We start from the raw sequence: 23,465 nt of genomic DNA on the forward strand, positions 1-23,465 counted from the left end.
TTCCTCCTTCGACCGATGGCTCAGCCGCGCCGGGTCACGTCGGCGGTGTCGCCGAGCGTGTGGCGGTAGTAGTCCCACGTCCAGTGGGCGTAGGTCTTCGCGGCATTGCGGCTGTTCACAAAACCCGACACTTCGGCGATGTCCTCTTCGGACAGTTCCTGCGGCTGGGCGCCCGGCACCGAGTGCAGGCTCAGCGTCAGCTCGGCGAGCGTTTCGAGCTTGATCGCGCGGACCGTCGCCTGCTGCAGGTCGGCGCCGACCGCGACCACGCCGTGCCCGCGCAGCAGGCAGGCGTCGGCGGTGTCCATCGTCTCGGCGACCTCGCCGCCGAGCCGGCGGTCGCTGATGAGCACGGCCCGCGGGTACGTCGGCACCCCGCGCACGGCCAGCTCCATCGCGCCCGGGTCGTAGGCACCGATCACCGGCTGCATCGGCAGCCCGAGAACGCCGCACTTGAGCGAAGCCTCCGGGTGGCCGTGCACCACCGAGCCGACGTCCGGGCGCCGCCGGTACAGCTCGGTGTGGATCGGCCACTCCCCCGGCAGCGCGTAGCCGTCCGGGAGGTCGGCGTTCGTCGCGTCCAGGCCGACGAGGTGGACGTCCCCGGCGATGGTGAACCGCACGCCGGGGTCCTGCGGCGGACGGCAGCGCACGAGGACCTGGTCGGTGCCCGGCACCCGGGCGCTGACGTGGCCGGTGATCTCGCGGACGCAGCCCGTGGCCGCGAGGATGCGGCACGACAACGCGACCAGCGCCCGCAGGTCTTCGAGGGCATCGGTGTCAGACACGGGAACTCCTGAGGTGCGACGGGGAAACGAGAGCGGCCGCCGCGGCGACCATGCGGGCCGGTTCGGTGAACACCCGGATGCCGCGGTCGGCCAGCAGCGCCATGCCGTCGGCGGCCAGCGACCGGGTCACGAGCCAGGACACGAGCACGGGCTTGGTGCCGCCGTCCGCCGCGTCGGCGATCTGCCGCGCGACCCGGACGGCGTCTTCCCCCGCGATGCTGGTGAGCACCACGCAGACGAGGTCGACGCCGGGATCACCGGCCACCGACTCGACGACGCGGCGCACGGTGCCCTCGGCGAAGGTCCCTTCCGCCGTGATGTCGAGCGGGTCGTCGACGTGGGCGAACGCCGGCAGCACGGCGGTCAGCTCGGCCGCGGTCCGCCCGTCGAACGCCGCCAGTTCCAGCCCGTGCTGGTCGACCAGGTCCGCGGTGGCGCTGCCCGCGCCGCCCGAGGTGGTGACCACCGCGACGCGGCCGCCGGCCGGCCGCGGCGTGTTGCCGAGCGTCCAGGCGACTTCGAGCAGGCCGGTCAGCTCGGTGACCTGCACCGCGCCCTCCTGCGCCAGCACCGCGCGGTAGGCCGCGCCGCTCCCGGCGAGCGCGCCCGAGTGCGAGGACACCGCGCGGCGGCCCGCTTCGGTCACGCCGGTCTTGAACACCGCCACCGGCACCGCGCGGGCCCGCGCGGCCGCCAGGGCGCGGCGGAAACGGCCGCCGTCGGGCACGCCTTCGAGGAACACCGCGATCGACCGGGTCGTGCCGAGCGTGGCGAAGTGCTCGAGGTAGTCGGCGACGTCCACTTGGGACTGGTTGCCGACCGTCACCCAGTCGCCGATGCCGTAGCCGTCGGCCAATTCCCTCGACACGAGGCTGCCCGCGACGGCGCCGCTCTGGGCGATCAGGCAGGTGCCCGACTCACGCAGCGCGAACCCGTTGACCGCCTGGCTGAACGTCGCGGCCATCCGGTGGCGCGCGCTCACGATGCCGATCGTGTTGGGTCCACACAGGACGGTAGTGGACCCGGCCACCGCGGCGCGCAGCTCGGCGTCGAGCAGCTGCCCTTCCGGGCCCGCTTCCCCGAATCCGGAAGCGAACACGATGACCGCCGGTACGCCGAGCCGGACGCATTCGCGGACCGATTCGACGGCGGCCTCGGCGGGCAAGGCGACGCAAACGAGGTCCGGCACCCCGGGCAGCTCGCCCAGAGACGCCACGGCGGGCAGCCCGCCGACGACCCCGCCGGCCGGGTTGACCGGGTGGAGGTCGCCCGCGAACCCGTGCTCGCGCAGCGCCGCCAGGACGCGGGCGCCGGGCCGGGTGGCGTCCCGGGAAGCGCCCACGACCGCGATGCTCCGCGGCCGGACCAGAGCGGTCAGGTCGGGGGTGCTTCCCCGCGGCTCGTCGGCGGTGACCGGCTCGAGCACCACGCGGGCGTCCAGCACGGCACACGTGCCGTCGGCGAACACCCGCACCGGGTTGAGGTCCAGTTCGGACAGTTCCGGCACGGCTACGGCCAGCTCGGAAACCCGGGCCACCAGTTCGCAAAACTGTTTCGTGGCAACGGGCGGTGCGCCCCGGAACCCGGTCAGCAGCGGCGCGCACCGCAGCGACGCCAGCATCTCTTCCGCGTCCTCGGCGGTCACCGGGGCGACGCGGCGGGCGACGTCGCGGAACAGCTCGACGGTCACGCCGCCGAGGCCGGCCACGACCACCGGGCCGAACGTCGGGTCCCGCACCCAGCCCAGGATGAGGTCCGTGCCCGGCGGAGCCATCGGCTGCACGACGACGCGCGCGTCGGTCGCGCCCAGGGCCGCGACCCGCTCGAGGAGCCGGTCATGGGCCGCCGACACCGCCTCCGGCGTGGCGAGGCCGAGTTCGACCAGACCCGCGTCGGACTTGTGCAGCACCTCGTCGGTAAGCGCCTTCAGCACCACTGGCAACCCGAAGCCGCGCGCGACGGACACGGCCTCGTCCGCCGAACCCACCGGCGTGGCCGGGATGAACGGGAGGTCCAGCGGCGCGAGCAGTTCCCGCGCCGAGGCCTCGCCGAGCCCGCCCGGCGCCAGCCGCCGAGCTGCGACACGGACGTCGGTGGCGGTCATCGAGACTCCCCGCGGATGGCGTCCTTGGCGATCAGCACGCGGTGGATGTCGTTCGCGCCTTCGACGATCTGGAACACCTTCGCGTCCCGGTAGGCCCGCGCCACGGGGTACTCCTCGGACACGCCGTAGGCCCCGTGGATCTGGACCGCGTCGGTGGCGACGGCCTGCGCGACGTCGCTGGCGTACATCTTCGCCATGCTGGCCTCGACCCGGGCGCGTTCACCCCGCTGCATGGCCTGGGCGCACCGCTCGGTGAGCAGCCGCGCGGCCTGCACCGAGACGGCCATGTCCGCGATCTTCCGCTGCACCATCTGGAAGTCCGTGATCGGCTTGCCGAACACGACGCGGTCCCGCGCGTAGCGCACCGACGCGTCCAAACAGGACTGGGCGAGCCCCACGGCGCGGGACGCGACCGACAGGCGACCACGCTCCACGGCGTTCATCGCGACCGCGAAGCCGTCGCCTTCGGCACCGAGCATCGCGTCCGGGCCGAGGCGGACGTCGTCGAAGACGAGGTCGCCGCTGCACAGCGGGCGGAAGCCCAGCTTGTTGCGCACCGGATTCTTGAGCACGCCGGGGGTGTCCGCGGGCACGATGAACGCCGACAGGCCGCGACGGCCCAGTGCCGGATCCCGCGTGGCGAACGTGACGAAGAACGACGCCCGGTCCAGGTTGGTGATCCAGGCCTTCGCGCCGTTCAGCACGTAGCCGCCGCCCTCGCGGGTGTAGCGGGTCCGCGTGCCGGCCACGTCGCTGCCGGACCGCGGCTCGGTGACGCCGGCGCCGCCGAACAGCTTGCCCTCCGCGAGCGGCACCAGCCACCGCTGCTTCTGCTCGGTGGTGCCGAACTCCAGCAGGCCGGAGCCGACGAGCGCCGAGGGCATGCTCATCAGCACGCCCAGGCAGTGGTCGACGCGCGAAACCTCTTCGATGACGCGGGTGAACGTGACGTGGTCCAGGCCGAGGCCACCCCACTCGGGCGGCACGACACCGCCGAAGAAGCCCAGCCGCGCCATGTCCTCGAGCAGGTCGGCGGGCAGTTCCTCGGCCGCGTCGTACTCGGCGACCCGTGGCGCCACCCGCTCCTGGACGAACTCGCGGACCAGGCCGACGATGGCGTCCCGTTCGGCCTCGGTCTGCGTCGGTTCGAGCAGTTCGGAGGTCATCTCAGCCCGCCGCTTCCAGGTTCTTGCGCAGCCGCGGGTAGATGTCCAGCGCGGTGTCGCCGAGCATCAGGTCCAGGTCCTGCTCGGAGTGCGCGGGGATGCCGCGCAGGACGCCGGCGATGTCGTCGGCCCAGCCGGCCGTCGGCGTCTTCTTGTGCGAGCCGTCGCCGGGCCGCTCGGTGCCGAACACCACGCGGTCGCTGCCGATCACCTTGACCAGGAGAGCAAGCGCTTCCTCGCTGTAGAGGCAGGTGTCGTAGTAGAGCTTCCGGATCGCCTCGTCGAACGTCCCGCCGCGCTCGGTGCCCTGCCAGTACGTGCCGCGGAACCGGCCCACCTGGTAAGGGATAGCGCCGCCGCCGTGCGGCACGACGACCTTCAGGTCCGGGAAGACGTCGAAGACGTCCGACTGCACCAGTGACATCACCGCGGTGCTCTCTTCGGAGATGAAGTGCAGGCTCTGGTTTTCGCGCAGGGACACGCAGCCGCAGGAGTGCACCAGCATCGGCAGCTCGTACTCCACCAGCTTTTCGTAGAGCGGGTACCAGTACTCGTCGCCGAGCCCGGGCACCTCCATCGGCGCCCGGCCCTCGCTCGGGTCCGGGTTGACGAGCACGCCGACGAAGCCCAGTTCGACGCAGCGCTCGAGCTCTTCGAACGCGACGGAGACCGGCTCGTTCCAGACCAGCGGGAGGTTGCAGATGCCCTGCAGCCGCTGCGGGTAGAACTGCACCTGGGTCGCGATCGCGTCGTTGACCGCCTGGGCCCACCAGTGCACGATCCGCGCGGGCTTCTCCGAGTGCATCAGGCTGTAGGGCCGCGCGGAGACCAGCTGGACGTCGGTGCCGACCTTGTCCAGCCAGGCGATGTGCTCCTCGGCGAAGTGCTTGAGCTCCTCCGGCGGGATCACGCCGGTGCGGCCGTGCCCGAGGCCCTCCCGCGACTCGGAGAACCCCTTCAGCCGGCGGCCGTAGTGCCCGCGGCTGCCGATCAGGAACTCGCGGTAGGCGTAGAGCTCGGCGGGGGCGACGAGGTGACCGTGCACGTCGACGATCTTTCGGGGCATGGAATGCGCTCCTCTTCAGGTGGTTCGGGACGGGGACGTCCGGGCGCGTCAGTCGATCAGCACCCGGATGGGGTGGCCGGTCTCGGTGTGGTGGCGGACGGCGGCCGCGATCGTCGGCTCGCCGATCGCCTCCCGCCAGCCGCACCCGGCGGCCCGGCACCAGGCGGTCGGCAGCCACTCGCCGCAGGCCGGGCAGATGCCGGTCCCGGTCCGGTGGCGGCCGTCGCGGCACCCGCCGTCGGGTGCGGAGTTCGGGGCGGTGGAATCCACGGGGCTTCCCACGGCTCGCTCAGCCGGCCTTCCGCACCACGGCGTCGATCCGCTCCGTGAGCGTGCTCAGCCGCGGGCTGTGGACACCCTGCGTCCGCAGGAACGACGCCATCGGGTTGGCGCCGCCACCGCCGATGCCGAGCTCCTTCTTCTCCTGGGGCAGCTGGATCAGCTCGTCCCCGGTCGCCGCGTCGTGCACGTTCATCACGGCGCTGCCGGTCTCGTTGGCCTGCAGCTGGCTGCGGAGCAGGTTGCGGTAGAGCGCGATGCCCTGGTCGGACGAGCTGAGGTGTTCGTCGTCGCGGGTGGTCAACGCGCCTTGCGTCACCCACACCATCGCGTCCTGCGAGTCGATGGTGTCCATCAGGAAGGTGCCGTCGGCGTCCTGAAGCTTCACCTCGTAGGTGTCGGGCAGCGCGCGGACCTCCTCGACGAGGTTCGCGTACTCGTCGGGCACGTCGTAGTAGCAGTACCAGAAGTGCAGCGTGTGGTGGTCGTCGATGGGCACGCGGATCTGGAAGGAGCTCAGCCCGTGGCCACCCACCTTGAGGATGTTCGGGAAGTAGACCGGGTGGCCGACCTTCCAGTCCTCGTCGTCCTCGGTCTGGCCTTCGCGCAGGCGGCGCTTGATGATGCCGTAGTCGACGAGGTCGAAGCCGATCTTGATGTGGTGTCCACCGAGGACGGTCGGCTCTTCGCCTGCCCGCTCGAGGTGGTAGTTGAACAACCGCCCGTGCAGCCACTCGACGTGGGTCGGGTCGAACGAGTTCTCCATGATCTGCAGCCAGTTGCAGGGGATCACCGCGTAGCCGATGTCCCGGAAGCGCGTCGGGCTCTCCTCCAGCGCGAACAGGTCCAGCCGCGGCAGGGCCGGTGCCGGCGACTCCCCGAGGTAGGCGAAGACCAGCCCGCCGAGCGCCCGGACCGGGTAGCTCGTGGTGCGCGCCCGCGCCTGCAGTTGAGCCGACGGCGGCATCTGGTTCGGTTGTTCCAGGCATTCGCCCTGCGGGGAGAACTTCCAGCCGTGGTAAGGACATCGCAGCCCGGACCCGTCCGGGAACCCGTAGCCGAGCGAAGCCCCGCGGTGCGGGCACCGCTCCGCCACCAAGCCCAGTTCGCCCGTCTCGGCGCGGAACAGCACGAGGTCTTCCCCGAGCAGCCGGACCCGCTTCACCGGATTGGTGTCGAGATCCGTCTCGGTCGCCACCGGAAGCCAGTAACGCCGGTACAGCGCGCCGGCGGGGGTGTCACGGCCGACGCGGCTGTAGCGCTCGTTGACGTCTGGTTGCAGCATCAGCGTCCTCCCTTGCCCCGGACCAGGCGATCGCGGTCCGGCAGGCGACGGACTCCTTCGTCCGATCGCTCATGTAGGTTAATCATAGGAGCATTAGTCGTCAAGATGGTCTCACCAGGGCTTCGGTCGCCGAGCCGGCACACCGAGCCGCGATGCCGCGTGCCGACCGCGGGCACGAACGCGACCGCCGGATGCCCGCACCACGCACAGGGCAGACCACCCAGAGGAACCTCCGCCATCGACCTCATCCCCTTCGCGGCACCCCTTGCGCCGCGCGCTCGAACTGGCGCTCACCAACCGGACGCTGACCGCGGACGAGGCCCGCGACTGGGGACTCGCGACCGCGATGGTCGACGACTCCGTCCTCCTGGACGAAGCGCGCGGGCTGGCCGGCCGGCTCGCCGGGATGGCGCCCGGCGCGCCGGCGGCGACCAAGCGCCTCGTCCGGTCCGCGACGAGCCGGAGCCGGGACGAGCAGCTCGACGAGGAGGCCGAAGCCATCACCGCGCCGGCCGCCACCGGCACCGCCCGGCAGGCGATCTCGGAGTTCGCCCGGCGCTGACCCCGCGACGGCGTGGCGGGTGCGGGTGCCCACCGGTCAGGTGACGTTGCGGATCAGTCCGCCGTCGACCCGCAGGTTGGCGCCGCTGACGTAATCGGCCAGCGGGCTGCAGATGTAGGCGACCGCCGCCGCGATCTCCTCCGGCTTGCCGAACCGGCCGGTGTCGTTCGGGATGAGGTCCCGCACGGCGCCGCGCTCGATCTCCTCCCACGTCTCGCCCCACCCGCGGGCAGGGGCGATGCCAGTGAGGAGCTCCTTCACCGACTCCACCAGAATGGCGCCGGGCGCGACCACATTGGACGTCACGCCGGTGTCCTTCAACTCGCGGGCGAGGGACACGGTGAGGTTGTGCCGGGCCGCCAGCGTCGCGTTGTACTGGGGGTGCGACTGCATCGGCTGGGTCGCCAGCCCGCCGCCGATGGTGACCACCCGGCCCCACCGCCGGTCGCGCATCCGCGGCACCAGGTGCCGGATCATCCGGACCCCGGAGATCACGTTGCCCTCGTAGGTGTCGCGCCAGTCCTCGGGAGTGGCGTCGGTCCAGGACAGGTGCTCGTACGCGCCCGCGTTGTTGACCAGGATGTCGATCGGGCCGCCGGCCAGCGCGGCGGTCGCGACGGCGGCGGCACCCTCGTCCGTGGTGAGGTCACCGATGGCCACCGCGCTCCGCCCGCCCTGGTCCCGGATCGCCGCGGCGACCTTTTCGGTCCGTGCGACGTCGCGGCCGTGCACCACGACCTCGACCCCCTCCGCGGCGAGGCGCCCGGCGATGGCTTCGCCGAGACCCGAGCTCGACCCGGTCACCAGCGCGCGCTTGCCTGTCAGTTGAAGATCCATTGTTCGCCTCGATGTCGTTCTCCACCGGCGGCGGCTCCGCCGATGTATACGACTGTAGACTTCACTGGGTAACTTGTCTACGGGTGTATACCGTGACCAATTAGACAGGCTACCTGTTCAGGTTGCCTGTACTCTCGGTCGCATGAACGAAGACGACTCGGACCCTTCGGCGACCCTCGCCGCAGGTCTGGACCTGGCCGTCCAGCGCTTTCGCGGACGGCTCCGCACCGAAGGGCTCCGGCTGCCCGTCCCCTGGACCAGGAGTCAGCTCGTCACCCTGGACCGCATCGTCCGCGCTACCGCCGTCACGACGAGTGAGCTCGCCGCGGCGGAGCACATGCGCCCGCAGTCGATGGCCCAGATCGTCACCGCGCTGGAGCGCGACGACCTGATCGAACGCCGTCCCGACCCCGCGGACGCGCGCCGCATGCTGATCGAGCCGACCGCCAAGGGGCGCGAAACGGTCCGGACCGCGTCCGCCCTGCGGAACACGTGGCTCGCCGATGCCCTGGACCAGGAGCTGACCGACGAAGAACGCGACCTCGTGCCGAAGCTGATCGAGCTCCTCGACCGGCTCTCCGGGACGCGGACCGTCCGCTCGCGCCCCGCGGCGCCCTGGCCTCCGGCGGACCGGTGAAGACCGTCGCCGCCGCCCCCGGCCGGATCGCTCCCGGGTGGCGGTACCTCACGCCCCTCGTCCTCGGCTCGGCGCTCAACCCGATCAACAGTTCCGTGCTCGCCACCGCGCTGGTCGCCATCGGGCAGGCCTTCCGCGTCAGCGCGGCATCGGCGGCGGGACTGGTCGCGGCGCTCTACCTCGCCAGCGCGATCGGCCAGCCGGCGATGGGCAAGCTGGCCGAACGGTTCGGCGCGCGGAACACGTTCCTGTGCGGCCTCGTCCTGGTCGCGCTCGGCGGGCTCCTCGGCGTGCTGGCTCCCGACTTCACCACCTTGCTCGTCGCACGGGCGGTACTCGGGATCGGCACGGCCGCGGGCTACCCGACGGCGATGATGCTGGTCCGCCGCTGGGCGGCCGAAAACCCGGGCGGCCGCGCCGAAGGCGCGATCGGCGCCCTCGCGATCGCCGGGCAGACGAGCGCCACCATCGGCCTCCCCCTGGGCGGCCTGCTCGTCGCGCTCGGCGGCTGGCGCGCGACCTTCCTGATCAACGTGCCCTTGGCGCTGCTGACCTTGGCCGCGGCCCTGCGCTGGCTGCCTCGCCGCTCCCGCGAGCGCGAGTCGAAGGTCCCCCTGGCCCGCGCACTCGACCTGATCGGCATGGCGTTGTTCGCCGCGGCCACCGCGAGCCTGATCGTGTTCTTCCAGGACCTGCACCACCCACGCTGGATCTTCGCGGCGCTCGTGGTGGTCCTCGGCGCCTCGCTGCTCTGGTGGGAAACGCGGGCCGGGCACCCGTTCATCGACGTCAGGATGCTGGTGCGCAACCGCGCGTTGTCGGCCACCTACGTCCGCGTCGCGATCATGTTCCTGCTGAGCTACTGCGTCCTCTACGGGTTCACGCAGTGGCTGGAGCAAGGACGCCACCTCACCGCGTCCACGGCCGGCTACGTGATGGTGCCGATGTCCGTGGTCGCGGCGCTGCTGGCCATCCCCTTCTCACGGGGGAACCGGATCCGCACCTGCCTGCTGGCCACGGGCATCGCCGCGGTCGTCGGACCGGCCTGCCTGCTCGCGTTCCACGCGACGACCCCGGTGTGGCTGCTGATCGCGGTCACGATGGCGTTCGCGGTGATCTCGGGCCTCGGGGTCATCGGCAACCAGGCGGCCCTCTACCACCAGGCCCCCACCGAGACGATCGGCGTCGCCGCCGGCCTCCTCCGGACGTTCACCTACCTGGGCGCGATCCTGTCGTCCAGCTTGATCGGCGTCGCCTACGGCGAACGCGCCTCCGACGAGGGCCTCCACACGGTGGCCCTCGTGCTCACCGTGCTCGGCGCGGTTCTCCTGGTGCTGACCGTCCTCGCCATCCGGGGGCTGCCTCGAAGCGACGCCGCCGGAGACAAGAAGACCGGTCGCCCCGAAAAGCCTTGACACTCCCCGACTTCGGCAATCCGGACTCAGCGATCCGTCGGGCACCACGGGTCCGAGCTGTGGCCGATGGCGAGCCCGCAGAAGGCCTTCGGCGTCCGGTTCACCTCGCCACCCTCGACGCGCAGGACGGCGACCGGCTTGTCCTCCGGCACGTTCCGGCCGATGTCCCCGCCGTAGTCGATGGTCCCGGTGACGCCCTCGATGTACTTGTTCGTCTGCTGCGCGTCCGGACGCGACGTGTGGATGGCGGTGATCTCGCGCCAGACCGCACCCGGCGTCACCGGGATGTTCGCCGACGTCTCGCGCAGGTACGCGGTGGCGGTGATCATCACCAGCGCGGCGTCGTAGGACAGCCCGGCGTGGCCGTCGAAGGAACGGCCGCGCTCGGTCTGCTCGAACGGGAACAACGTCTTGTTCAGCGTGGTGTAGAAGTCTCGCGCCAAGCCCTGCGGATCGGTCGCCGGCTCGTTCGCGAACGACAGGTAGTAGTACGGCAGCGCCCGGTTCTGCTCGCGGGCGACCTGGTCGGCGACGTAGCGGCTGACGTCGTCGTCGCCGATCACCGTCGCCCTGCTGCCGCACTGCGCGGCGCCACCGGCGAAGTCGCCGAAGTCCGGGACCCCGCGGCCGGCGAAGAAGACGAAGCCGTCGTACGAGCAGGTGTCCCGGCCGGCCGACGCGGCGTTGCCCACCAGCCGGTCGCCGTACCGCTCGTGCGACTGCGGCGCGAATTGCCCACCGTCCGGCGCGAACGCGCGGGCTTCGACCGAGAAACCCTGGTCCTTGAACGACTTCACCACGTCGTCGCGCAGGTTGGTGCTGTAGCTGTCGGCGTCGTCGTCGGAGTAGTAGACGCGCAGCGTGCGCGGGCCCGGCTGCTGGTGCGCGAACGCCGCGGCGACGGCTGCCTCGCGCCGGTTCTGCGGCGCCACCTGGAAGTAGATGGGGTTCTGGTCGGCGAGGTCGTCGGCGGACAGCGTAGAGGCGACCACCGGGATGCCGGCGTTGCCCAGCGCGCGGATGGTCTCCCGCGTCGGCTCGCTGCTCATGTCCAGCCCGACCACACCGACGACGCTCTTGTCCTGCTCCGCCAGCTGCTTCAGCTGTCCGGCGACGCGCACGCCCTCGCGCATCCCGCGGCCGCCGTTCGCGATCAGCATCCGCACGATCGGCTCGGACGTCGCGGTCGCGTTGAGCTGCCGCAGCTGCGCGACGGCGAACCCCTCCAGCGACTCCCGCTCGGCGGTCAGCCCCTCGGCGGTGTCGTTGGACGAGGTCAGTGCCTCGAAGTCGACCAGCGTGATGTACGGCCGTTCGCCGTGCTCTTCGTGCAGCTTTTCGGCGCGCCGGTTCTGGTCGACGATCACCTGTTCGACCTGGCGGATGGTGCCGTCGGCCGGGTCGAACAGCGTGAACGAGCCGTCGGAGATCCCGACGCACTCGCTGCCGGTCCAGGTGAGCAGCTCGCTGGAGGTGCCGCAGTGGCTCGCACGGAAGTCCTCGTGCCGCAGGAGGACGACGCTCGCGACGAGGCCGAGGACCACCAGGGGAACACCCATCCGCATCCATCGCGTGGCCCACCACGGCGGACTGGACTGGCGGCGGCGCAACACGTAGGTGTCGCCGAGGGACCGCAGCTCCTTGCGCGTCCCGCGCCGCTGGTCGGGGGAACCGGCGGGGGCCAGCCGGATCGGCAGGTACCACGCGGCGGCGTCGCGGGCGCGGCGGTCCTTGAGCAGCTCGTGCTGCCAGGCGCGGTAGGCGCCACCGGCTTCGGTAGCGGTGTGGTTGGGCCGCTCTTCACTCACCGTCGCGTCCGGCGGCGGCGCGTTGCTCGTGCTGACCACGAGCAACGGGTCGAACAGGCCGGTCTGGTTCCGCACGTCGTTGATCAGCTTCAGCAGCCGGTAACCGCCGTTGACGGTGCTCACGTGGTCCAGCAGGAGCACGGGGTAGGTCATCCGCCGGCGGCGCCAGAACCCGGCCGGGCGCAGCCGGTACCCGCGGCGGAGGTCTTCGAGGAACGCGTTCACCAGCAGCCGCCCGACGAACTCCGGCGACTCCCGCTGCCACTCACCGTCGGTCAGGCGCAGCGCGAACCGCACGAAGCTGCCCGACATCTCCGGCGCGAGGTGCGGCTGGCGCAGAAACCAGCGGTACCGGCCGGAAAGCCCCGGCACGCGCCCGGTGACGGCGATCCGGAACGTGGCCATGGTCAGCAGCCGCAGCAGCAGCAACGGGATCCGCCACGCGACGTTCTGCGGCACGAGCTCCTGCCCGACGTTCTCGATCGCCGAGCGGAACCGCACCATCAGGCCGTTCTCCTGCAACCGCCGCAGCAACGTCCGTTCGGGCGCGGAGTCCTGCCCGGACAACTGCTCCCCCATCAGCTGTACAGCAAGGGTGAACAGCCCGAAGCGCAGGCCGGTACCGCGGGAGCGCGGGCTGCGGAGCAGTTCGGTACGCGCCTTCCAGAGGATGTCCCGGACGGCCTTGACGCTGGCGACGGTCGCGGCCCCCTCGGTGTCGGTCGCTTCGCGCTCGCCGAGCGGGAGGTAGGCGTATCGCACACTGCCACTGGGCCGGGCGCTGCGAAGCCGTGAGCTGAATTCCTCGAGGAGGCCCTCGCAGTAGTCCGACCGAACGAGGCAGACCATCGGCAGCCCACGACGCCCGGCGCGTTCCTGCCGATCCTGGTACCCCGGCTCCCACTCGACGTTCGCCTGGTGCAGCGACCGAGGCAGATCCCCTATCCGCGGCCGCTGGTAGAGCGCGCCGATGAGCTTCACCAGCTTCTCGCTCCCGGGGAAGGCGAGCGGATCCCGCTGGTGCTCTTGGGTGACGGAAGTGGTCTGTGCCATGACCCATGGTCACACGGGGCCGCGGAGAGGGGTCCCGCATTTTTGCCGTCCCGCCAGTGAATCACTCGGGTAGGGAGCACCGCTGGGCCGAGCCCACGGCCCGGCATACTCCACGCGGTGACGCCCTATGTCGCGGCGTCGGCGCCGACGTACGGTCAGGTGACATCACGACGGTCGACGATCCACCACCCTGCCCCCCTGCCACGCACGAGACCCTGACGACCCCGGCCACCACTGGTGGGAACTGGCGGGTGGCGGCCAGGACGCCGGGGAGAAGATCGAGGACACCGCCCGCCGCGAGATCGCCGAAGAGACCGGGCTCGTCCTCGCAGAGATCGGGCGCAAGCTCTGGCCCCGCGAAAGCCGCTTCACCTACCGCGGCCGCAAACACCACCGCCTCGACCACGTCTTCCTCGCCCGCATCGACGACACCGTCCCGCAGATGGCTCTCCGGCACTCCCCCAACGAGCGCGCCGGCCTCGTCGAACGACGCTGGTGGCCGGCCACCGCACTGGCCGAGTGCGCGGACAAGCTGCTGCCCGCCGAGCTGCCAGAGCTGTTTGAAACGCTCCTCAACGGCCGATTCCCGACTGCGCCCCTCGCACTCATCGCCTGAAAGCGCCATTCTCCGCAGTTCGAAGCGGCGATTCCAGAACCCGAATTCAGACCTCGCACCATGTGCTGCCGGCGGGCACGGCTCGCGGTCAGGTCAGGTTGAACCACGCGGAAACGGGATCACCCGTGCGCTTCCACGTCACGCCGAAGCGCACGACCGGGTTGGACGCTGTTCCCGGGATCACCGCACTACAACCGGAATCGCTGCCATTGGCGTCGTCGACGTAGCCGCTCGCCCCGTTGCGGAGAACGTAGGAGGTGCGGAAACCGTAGCCGTCGCTCTTCGTGTCGCACGCGTAGACCCGCGTCAGGTTGTTGGTGACACCCCCGTACCCGCACCGACCGTTGCAGTTGTTGATCGAGCCGATGTAGTCCTGCGCCGACGCCGCCGGCGCAACCGCCACCGCCGTCCCGATCGCCAGCAGCACCGCCGCCGGACCGACCCACACCCTGGTCTTCCGCATGGTCCCTCCCTCTTTCCTTGAGCCGGCCCCGGTTGGGGCCGACGTCCGAACACGCACGAAGACCCACACCGGTTTAGCCGAGAATGAAAATTCGTCTTCGACAGCCACGGCCATCGTCAGCTGAGTCACTCCACCAGCGGAATCGCGCCGAATATCGGACCATCTGTACTATCGTCGCGGCGGTGTAGCCCGGCCGGGCGCAAAGGGGAGGACCGTTGGGGTTCAATCGCGACGATGTCACGTTCGCAGAACTGGACATGCCGGACGTATCGGCGGTGAACGCGCAACTGGACAACCTCTTGCAGCCGGGCGACGAACGCGTCGAACCGGCAGCCGAATACGAAGCGCGTGACGCCAGCCACACCATCAAGGTCACCGTCGACGCCCAGCGCCGACTGTCCGACGTCGACATCCAGCTCCGATGGAGCTCGCGCGTCCCCGCCGACCAGCTCGCCGGTGTCCTGTTCGACACCTACATCCAGGCCATCCAGCGCGCGATGGTCGTCGAGCTCGCCAACGCCGCCGACCCGCAACCCGCTCACCTCTCGGCCGACATCCCCGTCGATGACGTCACCGGAAAGTCGTTCGACGAGTGGATCGCCGGTATCCGGGCGCGCATCAGCGACATCGACACGCGACTGGAAGCCATCGAGCGGGCCGAGGCCGGCCGGAGCGCCCCGGAGGCGACCGACGTCCGCAGCCCGCTCGGGTTCTTCCTGCTCCACCTGCGCGGCGGCGATCCCACCGGCGTGAGCGGCTCGGCCAACATCCTGGCCAGGGCCGGCGCGGACCGGCTGCGACAGGACTTCCTCGAGATGTTCGCCGCCGCCGGACTGGCCGCACCGACCGCGGCGCTCAGCCAGCCGGCGCCACACTCCCCCGCTGGCGAAGGGGACGACGAGGAACCCTTCGAGTTCCGGTACGACGAGTAGAAGGGGGCAGCAGAGAATGGTCGGCTACAAGGTGATCACCTCGGCGGTGCGCGCCGAGGGAACGAAATGGCGCGGGTTCGCCGACACCGTGAACAAGGTGACCCCCGTCGTCACCAACGCGACACTGGGCCAGACCGCGTTCTTCGTCGGCGACCCCATCACCCTCGTCGCCAGCGTCTTCAACGCGGCCGCGCTCAGCGACACCTACGAAACCCTGCGCTCCTACGTCGAAGGTGCCCTCAAAGGCGCGGCCACCGAGTTCGACCAGATCGACGGAGCACTGCAGAAGACCGCGCAGCTGTACGACCAGGCCGAAGAGATCACCGAAATCGATCTCACGCAGATCTACGGAACGCCGCCGAGGTAACCAGATGGACACCCCGTTCGACCCGTTGGGCCCCGCCGGGCCCGAAGAGCTCACCGGTCCCCTCGACGACCTGTTCCGCAAGGTCCAGGCCAAGATCAAGGAGATCATCGACAAGTACAACGCGGCCGTGCACCACATCAACGACTGGAAGTACGTCCTCGGTCCGGCCATGATCTGGATCTCCGACGGGCTGCAGAAGATCCGTGAGGGCCTGGACAAAGTCGTGAAGCTGGTGCAATACGCGGTCGAGCACCACACACCGGTGGTGTCGCTGATCGTGCAGAGCTTCAACTGGCAGAACCACGTCCAGAAGGACATGTCGAAGATGGTCGGCTCGGTGGAGAAACCAGCCGATCCGAACCTCGGCTACTGGGAAGGCGGGGGCGCGACCGAGTACCGGAACCGGGCGGTGAAGCAGCGGGAAGCCGTCGAGGCCATCGGCGCCCAGGGCGGCAAAGCGGATGCGATCAGCAGCTGGCTGATGAACATCGCCAAGCTCAACGTCACCTTCATGACCGGCCTGCTGGACGTGGTCGCCAAGTTCCTCGGCGCCCTGGCCGAGGCCGCGCTCGACGGCGCGACCGTCATCAACCTCCCCTTCGCGGTCAAAGACCTCGCCGGCGCGATCGGCGGACTGGTCACCGACGGCATCAACCGGCTCGGCGCCATCGCCAACCAGGTCATGGACACCCTCTCCAGCATCCGCGACGCCAAGAGCCTGATGGTCGACTCCCGGCTGCCCGGCGGGCAATGGCCGCAGGCGGTCGACCTGTGACGACCCCCGGCTACCCGCCCTACAACGGGGCGCCCCAGCCACCGAAACGCGGGCTCGGCCCCGGCCCGATCATCGCGATCGTCGTCGTCGGCGTCCTCGTCCTGGCCGGCATCGCCGTGGGCGCGATCGTCCTGTTCAGCAGCAGCGGCAGCCCCAGTGACGTCGACGGCAAATACGCGGCCACGGCACTGCCCACCTGCGACGACGTCGCCGCCCGCGTCGGAGACCTCCCGCCGAAGAGCTCCGACACGAAACTCGAGGGCAGCCCCGGCCGGCTGTGCACCTTCACCGACGCGACGGCCGGCACGTCAGTGCGTCTCGACCTGGAGATCAGCACCGTCGCACGGCAGCGCACCGCATTCGACACCGTCGCCTCGACGGGCGCCTACGAACTCGACCCGGCCCTGCAGCTGGGTGAGAAAGCGGCCTGGGGTCTCGCGCCCAGCGGGCAGATGTGCGAACTCGTCGTCCTGGACAGCAACGCCACGTTCAAGGTCGGCGTCGACACCCCCGACGCCACCCGCAGCGACACCCAAACCTGCAAGGACCGTGCCACGGCCATCGCCCGGACCCTCTACGACCTGCTGCAGCCCCGATAACCCCGCACAGGAGATCAGCCCATCCGATGCGTGCACGGCGGGTCTGCCCGGAGGCCTCCCTGGACATCACAGCTAGTACTGCAACGGCGGTTAGCAGGGTTTTGGTAGATCGTCGATGTGGTGATGGAGCAGCTGGACAGGGTGCATGAGCGGATCGCGGGCCGGTTCACGCGGTCTGAGCCTCGAGGTCGGGCGCGGGAATATGTGTCCGGGCTGGTCGCCGGGTTGGGGCGGAAGAACGGATGGACGCTGGCCGAGCGGTCCGGGCGAGGTCTCGCCGGACGGGATGCAGCGGCTGCTGCGCTGGGCGGACTGGGACATCGACGGGGTCCGCAACGACGTGCGCGACTACGTCGTCCGCACTGGCGACCCGGGTGTACCACGAGCTCACCCGCACCGGCCGGTTCAGGCCCGAGCAGTCGGCAAAAGTCGCACACGCCGAGCACGTGGGCGTCGGTCATCCATATGGGCGTCTTGACGCATCGGGGACAAGGACGACTGCGCCACCCTCGGGCTGGTCGAGTTCGATCTGCTCGGCCTCGGCATGCTTTCCGCGCTGCACCACACGATCGACCTCGTCGCCCGAGCACCACGACGCCACAGTGGACATCGCGAAACCCGACCTGGCCGACCCCAAACTCTACGACTGCGGTAGCCGGATCGGGGCCATCAGGCCCCTGCGCTACCGCGACCTGACCAGCGCTGTCACCACTTCCGGATGGACGATCAGAACCGTACAGGTCATGGCGCCGATCAGAACCGCACCAAAGACGAGCAGCCGGGCAAGGCGATAGACGAGGTCACCAGCGTCGCGGTCGGCCAGCAGCAGAGCGACCCGGGCCGGCAGCGACACGGGCTCGTCAACTTCGGGCAGGCGATCGACAGAACCGCGCACACGATGATCGCGAAAACGCATGAAAACCCCTCCACAACAACGAAATTTTTCGCCGCAGGCACTGGACCGATTCGATGAAACGACGGTCTCACAGTGTTCGATTCGCGCCAAGGCGAGCAAGCAGCGGTTTCGGTCACGATTACGAGAACGATTCAGAAGCGCACCGACCAGATACCGTTGCGGCACCACGACCCTTCGCCCGCCGATAGCGCCGCATGGAGCTCTAGCACGAGCGACAGGAAACCGGCCCCTGCCGCAATAGGGCTGCTGCGAATGCTTGGCCGACAACAGGCCGGTCATCAACAGAAATGCGTTGAGCCCGCAGCGGCACATGACGGCGGGCGTCCCGGTCACGAGCGCGTACAACTCCGGCGGCGGCGGATTGAACAAGGTGGCCGGCCATAGCCGCATCGTGGAGCTGGCACCGCCTTGACCGCCGTCTCGCGGCGCTGCTACCTTGACGGTAGACAGAACGTTCTACCTTGTCCGACGCCACTCGGCGCGGCGAGCCTTTCGAGGAAAGAGACACCACATGACGAAGACGGCTCGAGACACGTCGGAGGCGGCCGAGGCCCTGGTTGCGCGCGCACGTGCGGCGGTGCCGGTGCTGGCCGCGCACGCTGGTGCCACCGACCAGCAGGGCCGCGTTGCCCCGGAAAGCCTCGAGGTGTTGCGTGCGGCCGGCCTGTTCGCGCTGGGCACGCCGGTCGAGTTCGGCGGCACGGACGTCGATCTGCCCACGCAGGTGCGAGTGCTGTCCGAATTGGCGCGGGGCTGTCCGTCCTCGGCATGGCTGGTGACGATCTCGGCGGGAACGAAGGAGCATTTTTCCAAGCTGTTCCCCAAGGAGGTGCTCGCGGACGTCTACCCCCAGCCCGACGTGCGGTGGTGCGGCGGTGCGACGCCCGGCGAGGCCGTGGCGGCCCCGGGCGGGGTGCGGGTCAGCGGGCGGTGGGCTTACGCCTCCGGGGCCGAGGACGCTCACTGGGCGTTGTTGTCCGTGGTGTCCGTGGCCGACGGTGTGCCTCAGGTGGGCGGTGCACTCGTGCCGATGTCCGAACTGGCCATCGACCGGACCTGGCGGGTGGCCGGTTTGCAGGGCACGGGCAGCCACACGGTGGTCGCCGACGATGTTTTCGTACCCGCGGAGCGAACGGTCCAGTTCCCGCTCGGCCCCGGTGGCGCCCCCGACGTCACGCTCGGAGAGCCGCTGAGCATCGTCTCCCAGTCGGTCGCGGTCGTGGGGGTGCTGGCCGGGGCGGCGCGCGGCGCACTGGACGTCGTAGAGGCCGTGGTCGGTACACGCAAGCCTCCGATGTCGCCGTACGACAGCCTCGCCGAGTCGGCCTCGGCGAGGCATGTGTTCGCCACCGCCAAGCACATGGTGACCAGCGGTTGCGACCGGTTGCTCAGCCTGGCGGACCGGATCGCCGACCAGGCCCCCGGTGAAGAGGTCACCGACGTGCAGCGGTCCGCTTTGCGGATGGAGCTGGTCTCCGTTCTCCAGCAGTTCCTGCGGGCGGTCGACCTGCTGCTGGATCTCCACGGCTCCAGCGCCTTCGCCCTCGGCAACCCGTTGCAACGGTTCTGGCGGGACATCAACGTCGGCGCCCGCCACGCCCAGGTCACGTCCTACCTCACCATCGAGAACCACGGCCTGCTGGTGACCGGGGCGGGTGGACCGCTCCTCATGGGCTGAGCGTTCGACATCGAGATCGGATGCCCAACCGGGAGTCTCGCTGCGCCACGGCTCACAGCAAACCGGTGTAACCCGTGGAAGTGTCCCAGCGATTTCCCACACAACGGTGAAACAGCCCGCCGCACGCAGATGGCATTCGTTGGCACCACGCGGGAGGCGCACCGTGAGCGGTCGTTCACGCCGAGTACTGGTTCAGGTCGAACACCGCACGGTCACCCTCGACCGGCACAGAATGTCTGCCGGTGACCCTCGGACGGGCCATCAACGCGGCGAGCCCGAGGATCAGCTGTCCTACGCCGGCGTCCTGCTGACCTACCTGCAGGACGACGTCGTCGACCGCGCGGTGTGGCTCCCGATGGGCGAGACGCCGACCCTCGCCGACGACGAAGCCCTGATCTCCGCGCTGCACACGGCGGTGCACTGGAACCGAGGCGAACTCCCCGAACACCTCAGGGCCACCTAGGCGAGTAATGCGTGACTCCGGGGTGCTGACCGGAGACGGACGAAGGGTGCCCAAGATCCATTCGATCCGAGCACGGAAAGCGTCCCCGCCACCGGCAGCTCGCCCCATTCGAGCGCGACCTCCGCTACTTCGCTGGTCCTGCCATCCCGCTCCTCGCGACGTCGTCCTACTCGGACACCAGCCGCGACTGCGAGAGCTCGATGCGGCGCGCCGAGCCGGCAAGCAGTTCCTCGGCCCGGCCGAGGCGCCGGTCGGACCCGTCCAGGAGCCCGCGGACCCGGCTGGTCACCTCGGTCACCCGCGACGCCTCGTCGCACCGGGTTTCGTCGTCGCCTCGCGGACTGGACAAGCCCGCTCCCTTCGCCGAAGTGGAAAGCCGACCCTCAGTGGTACTTTCCGAACATGGACGCGGGATCACCGCCGGATGGGCGTCCGATGGACGACAGCCGGGCTTACGAGCCGCTCGGCACGGACCTCGCCAGACCGGTCGTGGTGTTCGTCGAAGACGAAGCGGACCTCGTCGCGATGGCCGGGGACTACCTGCGCCGCGACGGCTTCCAGGTCGTGACGGCGAGCGACACGCGGTCGGCTGCCGCGGCACTGCGCGAGCACCACGCCGACCTGATGGTGCTCGATCTCGGGCTGCCCGACGGCAATGGGCTGGACCTGCTGCGCGGGGTCCGCGCCGGCCGGCACCTGCCGGTGATCATCCTGACCGGCTGGGGCAGCGAACGCGAGCGGGTCGTCGGCCTGGAGCTGGGCGCCGACGACTACGTGGTCAAACCGTTCTCCCTCCCGGAACTGGCCGCCCGGATCCGGGCGGTCCTGCGCCGCAGCCGCCGTCCGGAGGCCGACCCGGTGCTCCGCCACGGCACGCTCACGATCGACACCGCCTCCCACGAGGTTACCGCCGACGGCGAGCGGCTTGCCCTCACCCCGCTGGAGTACGCGCTGCTGGCCTTCCTCGCCGCCGAGCCACGCCGCGTCTTCACGACCGCGCAGCTGCGGTCCGCGGGCTGGGGGTGGGCGAGCGAGCGCCAGAACCCGTCGGTCGTCGAACACGTCTACCGGCTGCGTCGCAAGCTCACCGACGCCGGGGTGGACCGGCCCCGCATCGTCACCGTGCGCGGCACCGGCTACCGGCTGGACCCGTGACCCCCGGAGCCGCGGGGCTCGACTACCGCCTGCTGTTCGAGCACCTGCCCTCGCCGTACCTGGTGATGACGGCCGATTTCACGATCGTCACCATCAACGACGCCTACGCGCGGGCCACCATGATCGACCCGGCCGAGGTCGCCGGGAAACCGATGTTCGAGGTGTTCCCGGACAACCCCGACGACCCGGACGCCGACGGCGTCGGCAACCTGCGGCGGTCGCTGCAGACGGTCGTAGAGACGGGGCGGGCGGACGCGATGGCCCTGCAGCGCTACGACATCCGCCAGCCGGACGGCCGGTTCGTCGTGCGGTACTGGAGCCCGATCAACAGCCCGGTCCTCGACGACGCCGGGCGGGTGACCCTCATCGTGCACCGCGTGCAGGACGTCACGGAGCTGGTCACCCTGCGGGAGCAGGACCGGGAACGCGCCGCGGCCCAGGTCGAGCAGATGGAGGCGGACCTGTTCTCCCGCGCCCGCGACCTGCAGGAAGCCAACCAGCAGCTGCGCGACGCGAACGCCGCCCTCGCCGTCGTCACCGCGGAGCTGCGGGCCCAGCAGCGGGCCAAGGACCGGTTCATCGCCACCTTGTCGCACGAACTGCGCAACCCGCTCGCGTCCGCGACCGCCGCGCTGGACGTGCTCGGGCTCGACGTCACCGGCCACCCGGCCCAGGCGGTCCTGGAGCGCCAGCTCACCGCCCTCAGCCGGCTCACCGGTGACCTGCTCGACGCCGCCCGCGTCGTGACCGGCAACCTCCGCGCCACCCGCACCCCGCTGGACCTCCGCGCCCTCGTCCACGCGGCGCTCGACGACCTGCCCGCGTCCCTCCCCCGCCCCGAAGTCACCCTCCCCGGCGAACCGGTGCCGATCGACGGCGACCCCGTCCGCCTCGGCCAGCTGCTGACCAACCTGCTGGACAACGCGCGCAAGCACACCGACGACACCACCGATGTCACCGTGCAGCTGCGGGTGCGCGACGGCCACGCGGAACTGCGCGTCCGCGACACCGGGCCCGGCTTCGACCCCGCGGTCGCCGGCACCCTCTTCGACCCGTTCACGCGGGCCACCACCGGCACCCGCGCGTCGAGCGGCCTCGGCCTCGGGCTCGCCATCGTCCGCGGCATCGCCGAACTCCACGACGGCGACGTCGAGGCCCACAGCGCCGGCCCGGGGACCGGAGCGACCTTCACCGTCCGCATCCCGCTCACCGCCAAGACCGCTCCGCCGGCCGAGAAGCACGCCGCCTACCCGGCATTGCGGATGCTCCTCGTGGACGACAACGCCGACTTGGCCGAGATGACCGCGATCATGCTGCGCCGCCGCGGGAACGCCGTCACGGTGGCCACCAACGCCGGCGACGCACTGGCGACCGCCGGTTCCACCACGTTCGACGTCGTCCTGTGCGACCTCGCACTCGGCGAGGACACCGACGGCTACGAGATCGCCCGGACGCTGCGCCGGAGCGCCCGCCACCGGGACGCCCTGCTGGTGGCGGTCTCCGGGTTCAGCCAGGACGTCGACGTCGACCGCGGCCGAGCCGCCGGGTTCGACGCCCACTTCGCCAAACCGCTCGACCTCACCGAGCTGGAACTCCTGCTGGCGCAGCGCGCCGGTGACCGCCCACAGGAGTGACAGGCCCACTCGCGAGTGGCTGAACACGCACGACAACCCGAGCGCACGCCCGCGGCCTGTTCGCACGGACTCCTGAGGTATGAGCGATCTTGGCCATGACGTAGTCGCGCGGCGGACCTGTTCGGTGACGTCGGTGGCGATGCCGGTGACACCGACGGGTGCGCCGGTGGTCGGCGATCGGCGGAGCACCGTGCGGGTGACCTGGGAAGCAGCGGAGCAAGATCACCTTCTCGCCGGAGCGGTACGAGGTGACAGTCGCCGTCACCGACGGCGCCGGCGCAAAACCCCGGATGCGGGCACCATCACGACGGCGGCAAGGTCGCCTGGGGCCGCCTCAATTTCGACGAGCTGATTTTCTGAGCATCGTTCGATGGCAGCCCCGCGATAGTGTGAAGTGGACGATCGCGGGTATCCGACACCATGGTCCGAGCGTCCGAACGAACGTCAGCCACTGTGCCGGCACCACGACACTCCGATGAGTACGCCCACTGCACGCCACTGTTCCAGCAGTACGGCGCTCTGGACCGCGAACACCCCCGCCGCCCCGCGGTACGAGAGCGGTTGATCACCGAACACCTCGCTGTGGCCGAAAACATCGCGCGGCGGTTGAGCAAGTGGTCGATCGACGTGCCCGTCTCCGCCGCCGCCGCCGACGACGGTCTCACGATCGCCGACCAGCTCGCCGACGACGAAACCGGGTACGCCCGGTCGACGAGTTCACTCAAAGCGAGATCGCCCGGCGGATCGGTGTCTCGATCATCACGTGACGCGGCTGCCGTCGAATGCGGACCGCCGGCATTCGGCGCTACCGTACGACGAACACGAGGCAGGGCTTTGCCGACCTGGTAGAGCGCTGATCGAACCGAG

24 protein-coding genes and 1 pseudogene are annotated in these 23,465 nt (G+C 70.3%); 15 read left to right on the forward strand and 10 right to left on the reverse strand.

All coding sequences use genetic code 11. The annotated features are described in order from the left end of the window. Positions 1 to 20: 20 nt before the first annotated feature. From phtC to SD460_RS45220, 6 genes are read right to left on the reverse strand one after another with little or no spacing between them, the layout of a single operon-like run. Positions 21 to 788 (reverse strand): 3,4-dihydroxyphthalate decarboxylase, encoded by a 768-nt coding sequence (phtC, locus tag SD460_RS45195; protein ID WP_290052520.1) that lies wholly within the window; start codon positions 786 to 788, stop codon positions 21 to 23. After that, positions 781 to 2,892 carry an acetate--CoA ligase family protein gene (locus SD460_RS45200; RefSeq protein ID WP_290052523.1) on the reverse strand — a complete coding sequence of 704 codons (2,112 nt, stop codon included), beginning with the start codon at positions 2,890 to 2,892 and terminating at the stop codon, positions 781 to 783. The genes phtC and SD460_RS45200 overlap by 8 nt, the downstream gene beginning before the upstream one ends. Further along, positions 2,889 to 4,058 carry an acyl-CoA dehydrogenase family protein gene (locus tag SD460_RS45205; RefSeq protein ID WP_290052524.1) on the reverse strand — a complete coding sequence of 390 codons (1,170 nt, stop codon included), beginning with the start codon at positions 4,056 to 4,058 and terminating at the stop codon, positions 2,889 to 2,891. Before SD460_RS45205 ends, SD460_RS45200 begins: the two co-directional genes overlap by 4 nt. Position 4,059: 1 nt before the next feature. Beyond that, the gene (locus tag SD460_RS45210; protein WP_290052526.1) at positions 4,060 to 5,124 is read right to left on the reverse strand and encodes an amidohydrolase family protein; all 1,065 of its coding nucleotides are present in this window, start codon (positions 5,122 to 5,124) and stop codon (positions 4,060 to 4,062) included. 48 nt (positions 5,125 to 5,172) lie between these two features. Next, complete coding sequence (locus tag SD460_RS45215; RefSeq protein ID WP_290052527.1) at positions 5,173 to 5,394, reverse strand: hypothetical protein; 222 nt, start codon at positions 5,392 to 5,394, stop codon at positions 5,173 to 5,175. Positions 5,395 to 5,413: 19 nt separating this feature from the next. Continuing rightward, a complete protein-coding gene (locus tag SD460_RS45220; RefSeq protein ID WP_290052529.1) occupies positions 5,414 to 6,688 on the reverse strand; it encodes an aromatic ring-hydroxylating dioxygenase subunit alpha in 1,275 nt (424 codons plus the stop codon). 265 nt (positions 6,689 to 6,953) lie between these two features. Here SD460_RS45220 and SD460_RS45225 point away from each other — a divergent pair, with 265 nt between their 5' ends. Then, a complete protein-coding gene (locus SD460_RS45225; protein ID WP_290052531.1) occupies positions 6,954 to 7,250 on the forward strand; it encodes an enoyl-CoA hydratase/isomerase family protein in 297 nt (98 codons plus the stop codon). A 36-nt stretch (positions 7,251 to 7,286) separates the two neighbouring features. On the opposite strand, the gene SD460_RS45230 is transcribed toward SD460_RS45225, so the two are convergent. Next, positions 7,287 to 8,087: an SDR family NAD(P)-dependent oxidoreductase gene (locus tag SD460_RS45230; RefSeq protein ID WP_318307743.1), complete on the reverse strand. Its 801-nt coding sequence runs from the start codon at positions 8,085 to 8,087 to the stop codon at positions 7,287 to 7,289. Between the two features lie 142 nt (positions 8,088 to 8,229). On the opposite strand from SD460_RS45230, the gene SD460_RS45235 reads away from it, so the two are divergent. Both SD460_RS45235 and SD460_RS45240 read left to right on the forward strand, forming a co-directional pair. Then, a complete protein-coding gene (locus SD460_RS45235) occupies positions 8,230 to 8,724 on the forward strand; it encodes a MarR family winged helix-turn-helix transcriptional regulator (RefSeq protein WP_290052535.1) in 495 nt (164 codons plus the stop codon). Beyond that, positions 8,721 to 10,139, forward strand: a complete 1,419-nt coding sequence (locus SD460_RS45240; protein ID WP_290052537.1) for an MFS transporter — start codon at positions 8,721 to 8,723, stop codon at positions 10,137 to 10,139. Before SD460_RS45235 ends, SD460_RS45240 begins: the two co-directional genes overlap by 4 nt. A gap of 26 nt (positions 10,140 to 10,165) precedes the next feature. On the opposite strand, the gene SD460_RS45245 is transcribed toward SD460_RS45240, so the two are convergent. Continuing rightward, positions 10,166 to 13,000, reverse strand: coding sequence for a type 1 periplasmic-binding domain-containing protein (locus SD460_RS45245; RefSeq protein ID WP_290052539.1), 2,835 nt, complete (start codon positions 12,998 to 13,000; stop codon positions 10,166 to 10,168). Between the two features lie 190 nt (positions 13,001 to 13,190). On the opposite strand from SD460_RS45245, the gene SD460_RS45250 reads away from it, so the two are divergent. After that, the gene (locus SD460_RS45250) at positions 13,191 to 13,616 is read left to right on the forward strand and encodes an NUDIX domain-containing protein (protein WP_290052615.1); all 426 of its coding nucleotides are present in this window, start codon (positions 13,191 to 13,193) and stop codon (positions 13,614 to 13,616) included. A gap of 88 nt (positions 13,617 to 13,704) precedes the next feature. Here the strand turns inward: SD460_RS45250 and SD460_RS45255 are convergent, their stop codons facing one another. Next, positions 13,705 to 14,079 (reverse strand): hypothetical protein, encoded by a 375-nt coding sequence (locus SD460_RS45255; RefSeq protein ID WP_290052540.1) that lies wholly within the window; start codon positions 14,077 to 14,079, stop codon positions 13,705 to 13,707. A gap of 257 nt (positions 14,080 to 14,336) precedes the next feature. Here SD460_RS45255 and SD460_RS45260 point away from each other — a divergent pair, with 257 nt between their 5' ends. From SD460_RS45260 to SD460_RS45295, 8 genes and pseudogenes are all read left to right on the forward strand, one after another. Further along, positions 14,337 to 15,011 carry a hypothetical protein gene (locus tag SD460_RS45260; RefSeq protein ID WP_290052541.1) on the forward strand — a complete coding sequence of 225 codons (675 nt, stop codon included), beginning with the start codon at positions 14,337 to 14,339 and terminating at the stop codon, positions 15,009 to 15,011. A gap of 16 nt (positions 15,012 to 15,027) precedes the next feature. Next, positions 15,028 to 15,378, forward strand: a complete 351-nt coding sequence (locus SD460_RS45265) for a hypothetical protein (protein ID WP_290052543.1) — start codon at positions 15,028 to 15,030, stop codon at positions 15,376 to 15,378. Between the two features lie 4 nt (positions 15,379 to 15,382). Then, positions 15,383 to 16,153 carry a hypothetical protein gene (locus tag SD460_RS45270; RefSeq protein WP_290052545.1) on the forward strand — a complete coding sequence of 257 codons (771 nt, stop codon included), beginning with the start codon at positions 15,383 to 15,385 and terminating at the stop codon, positions 16,151 to 16,153. Continuing rightward, entirely contained in the window at positions 16,150 to 16,752 is a 603-nt protein-coding gene (locus tag SD460_RS45275; RefSeq protein WP_290052548.1) for a hypothetical protein, read from the forward strand. The genes SD460_RS45270 and SD460_RS45275 overlap by 4 nt, the downstream gene beginning before the upstream one ends. A gap of 123 nt (positions 16,753 to 16,875) precedes the next feature. After that, a pseudogene (locus SD460_RS45280) lies at positions 16,876 to 17,125 on the forward strand (IS701 family transposase); the annotation flags it as partial. A gap of 345 nt (positions 17,126 to 17,470) precedes the next feature. Continuing rightward, positions 17,471 to 17,725 (forward strand): hypothetical protein, encoded by a 255-nt coding sequence (locus tag SD460_RS45285; RefSeq protein ID WP_290052550.1) that lies wholly within the window; start codon positions 17,471 to 17,473, stop codon positions 17,723 to 17,725. Positions 17,726 to 18,179: 454 nt separating this feature from the next. After that, entirely contained in the window at positions 18,180 to 19,346 is a 1,167-nt protein-coding gene (locus SD460_RS45290; RefSeq protein WP_290052552.1) for an acyl-CoA dehydrogenase family protein, read from the forward strand. 232 nt (positions 19,347 to 19,578) lie between these two features. Beyond that, positions 19,579 to 19,809, forward strand: coding sequence for a hypothetical protein (locus SD460_RS45295; RefSeq protein WP_290052555.1), 231 nt, complete (start codon positions 19,579 to 19,581; stop codon positions 19,807 to 19,809). Between the two features lie 166 nt (positions 19,810 to 19,975). Here SD460_RS45295 and SD460_RS45300 read toward each other — a convergent pair whose 3' ends face one another. Beyond that, the gene (locus SD460_RS45300; RefSeq protein ID WP_290052557.1) at positions 19,976 to 20,158 is read right to left on the reverse strand and encodes a hypothetical protein; all 183 of its coding nucleotides are present in this window, start codon (positions 20,156 to 20,158) and stop codon (positions 19,976 to 19,978) included. An 86-nt stretch (positions 20,159 to 20,244) separates the two neighbouring features. Here SD460_RS45300 and SD460_RS45305 point away from each other — a divergent pair, with 86 nt between their 5' ends. The 3 genes from SD460_RS45305 to SD460_RS45315 all read left to right on the forward strand — a co-directional run bounded on the left by SD460_RS45305 (position 20,245) and on the right by SD460_RS45315 (position 23,447). Beyond that, positions 20,245 to 20,964: a response regulator transcription factor gene (locus tag SD460_RS45305; RefSeq protein ID WP_290052559.1), complete on the forward strand. Its 720-nt coding sequence runs from the start codon at positions 20,245 to 20,247 to the stop codon at positions 20,962 to 20,964. Next, positions 20,961 to 22,598 carry a hybrid sensor histidine kinase/response regulator gene (locus tag SD460_RS45310; protein WP_290052562.1) on the forward strand — a complete coding sequence of 546 codons (1,638 nt, stop codon included), beginning with the start codon at positions 20,961 to 20,963 and terminating at the stop codon, positions 22,596 to 22,598. The genes SD460_RS45305 and SD460_RS45310 overlap by 4 nt, the downstream gene beginning before the upstream one ends. 561 nt (positions 22,599 to 23,159) lie before the next feature. Further along, positions 23,160 to 23,447 (forward strand): hypothetical protein, encoded by a 288-nt coding sequence (locus tag SD460_RS45315; protein WP_290052564.1) that lies wholly within the window; start codon positions 23,160 to 23,162, stop codon positions 23,445 to 23,447. Positions 23,448 to 23,465 lie beyond the last annotated feature (18 nt).

This window comes from Amycolatopsis solani, assembly GCF_033441515.1.
Taxonomy (GTDB): Bacteria; Actinomycetota; Actinomycetes; order Mycobacteriales; family Pseudonocardiaceae; genus Amycolatopsis; species Amycolatopsis solani.